Consider the following 2,431-nt stretch of genomic DNA (forward strand, 5'->3'; position numbering starts at 1 on the left):
ACGAAACCCAGCAAGAACTCATGCTGAGAATCCGTGCCAAGCACGAGAAGGCCCCCTTTCTGTAGATCGGCCAGCGTGGCCCCCAGCAAATCCTGCCCCTTCAGCTTGGCGGGAATACTGCGAATCCAGAAGAGAAACCGAAGAAGGGCGGCGTTAGATAGATCGAATTTCTGGACGATCGGGAACACTCGCTCCGCAGGTGCATCTATCACAATCGAGTGACGATAAGAGACTTGGTAGTCCGACAGGTAGTCATCGATTAGCATGTTCTATTTTCCTATTCAGTTCGAATCGCCGGTCAGACATCCGGATTGAGACCGCAAAGCCTGTTGCCTTCGACAAATTCACCGAGACCAAAGGCCTCGATCGGTCCCAACGCCCCGCTCTTCTTCAGCTTTCCGTCGGCAATCGCCTGCGCCGCCCAGGCGAGCATTTTTCCCGTATATAGATAGCCGTTGATTCCCTCGAGCGAGGCACGCGCGACTTCCTTGCCATTGGCATCATGCGCGCAGGCGACAATGTAGGACCGGGAACTGGTATCAGCCCCCTTGCCCGAGCTGGAGAGCTTTCCGGTAAGGAACTCCAGAAATCGGCCATACAGCGGCAGCTTGAGCAGCAGCGCGGTAAGCCGCAGGTAAGCGGAGAAAACAATCGACAGCGGGCCAAACCAGCCGTTGAAGCCGTTGATTTCCTTGAGCTCGGGATAGATCCGGTAGAGCGAGAACGCTTCGCTGCCCGGAACGGACATCGCCCAGCGTTTGCGCTCCCCGTCGAAGAAACGTCGGACATGGCGCCCGAGCCCTTCTTTCTGGATTCGTCCGCCCTTGTAGGTATGGGAACCACGAACGACGGCTTCGGCCAAGGAAACGAATGTGCCCTGACTGAGCGAGGGAATACCGGTTTCCTTCATGAAGTATCCGATATCCACGCGCGTTGCGCGAGCTCCCGCTTTCTCAAGTGCCAGCGCCGCGGCGCAGTGTCCGGGCGCGTAGTCATAGCCCATCGCCGATAGAAGGGCGCAGCCCTTCGATTCGGCTTCCTTGGAAGCATTCAAAAATACATCGGAGATGAACACCGGTTCGCCGGTGGAATCGATGTAGTGAGCACCAGCACGCAGGGCCGCATTGAGCGCATAGCGGCCATACCGCACGAACGGACCGACCGTTGCCACGAGTACGTCGCCCTTGTTCAGCACCCTGGCAAGAGAATCCACGTCGCTCGGGTCGACGACAGCATATTCCAGATCGCCCAGCGACGCGGCCAGTTCTTTGAGCTTGCCGGCGTTGCGTCCCGCTAACAGCGGTTTGTTCCCATTCTCAAGCAGCGCGTTCGCGGTGAGTTGACCGGTGTATCCGGTGGCTCCGTAGAGAACGATTTTTGCCATGCTCAGCGCGCTCCTGCCATGCGGGCGTGGCTTTCTTTAGATCGGCGCAAAAACTCAACGAAAAGCCCGGCGAAAACGAGGTCGACTGTTCCGACGGGGATGAGCAGAAACGGTAATTCCCCTTGCCTCCATCCGAGCACAAACAGCGCGAATACGAGCACTTTCCCGATTGCTCCCAGCACCACGATGGCCCGATTCTGAGTCAAGTCGATTCCCACCCAGTAGTAACCCGCGCCGAAAAGCAGGACTGCCATGCAGAATGCGTTGTAGAACGTCGTGTAGTGAAGCGGTGCCATCCCCAGAAAATCAAAGAGTGGATTTCGGGCGAGCATGAAAAGGAGTCCGGCACCAAAATTCCAAACGGCGCCGATTTTGAACATGCCGCGGTAATAGGATTCGTTTTGCATAAAGCTTTCCAATTCGGTCGTAAATGTGCCGGTAAGCTGATTCGCTTCAGTTCAGGCGTACTTGCGCGTAGACTTGAGATAATCCCGGCCTGTCAAAATCGTCACCAGGACGAACAGGAAAAACTGCGCGCCGCTGATAAAGGCGACGAGCAGACCTCTGATCGGATCGATGGAAGTATTTTCTTTCATCTCGTGCCTCTATGCGAGCGTGGCGCTCTTGGACGGCAGTTCCCATGACTCATCGATGACACGGCTGCGCAGCTCCCCAAGCCCTTCAGAGTTATCGCTGTAGACCCAGGGGTGGAAATCGCGCTTGGCGAAAGCCGCAAGACGCTTGCCCATGGTCTGGAAATAGCCTGGTTTGTAGAACATCCACTTGAGCATTTTGATCCATTCCTTGGGTGCACCACTGGAAGGCTCGGAATCGATCTGGATGAAGCGATGGACGGCGGGAAGGATGACGAGAGACAGAAACGTCACGGCGATCGGCAATGCCCACATCCGGGCGATGTAGGCGTCGAGCCCATCGCCGAAGACCTCGCGGTAGGCATCCATGACGATGGACTTGTGCTCGCTCTCTTCGTAGAGGTGCCACTCCCACATGTGGCGGACGATCGGATCGGCGTCAGCCATCATGTCG

Annotated in this window: 5 protein-coding genes; all 5 read right to left on the reverse strand. The window is 56.7% G+C overall.

Annotated elements, in window-relative coordinates; all coding sequences use genetic code 11:
* Window positions 1-266: hypothetical protein (locus KDH09_17000; protein MCB0221398.1), on the reverse strand; the 266-nt coding region annotated here is incomplete at its 3' end.
* A 32-nt stretch (window positions 267-298) separates the two neighbouring features.
* Window positions 299-1,384, reverse strand: coding sequence for a saccharopine dehydrogenase NADP-binding domain-containing protein (locus tag KDH09_17005; protein ID MCB0221399.1), 1,086 nt, complete (start codon window positions 1,382-1,384; stop codon window positions 299-301).
* Between the two features lie 2 nt (window positions 1,385-1,386).
* A complete protein-coding gene (locus KDH09_17010) occupies window positions 1,387-1,791 on the reverse strand; it encodes a hypothetical protein (protein ID MCB0221400.1) in 405 nt (134 codons plus the stop codon).
* Window positions 1,792-1,842: 51 nt separating this feature from the next.
* Window positions 1,843-1,980: a hypothetical protein gene (locus KDH09_17015; protein MCB0221401.1), complete on the reverse strand. Its 138-nt coding sequence runs from the start codon at window positions 1,978-1,980 to the stop codon at window positions 1,843-1,845.
* Window positions 1,981-1,989: 9 nt separating this feature from the next.
* Window positions 1,990-2,431 (reverse strand): metal-dependent hydrolase (locus KDH09_17020; GenBank protein MCB0221402.1); only part of this gene is annotated, 442 nt, incomplete at its 5' end.

This window comes from Chrysiogenia bacterium, from assembly GCA_020434085.1.
Taxonomy (GTDB): Bacteria; JAGRBM01; JAGRBM01; order JAGRBM01; family JAGRBM01; genus JAGRBM01.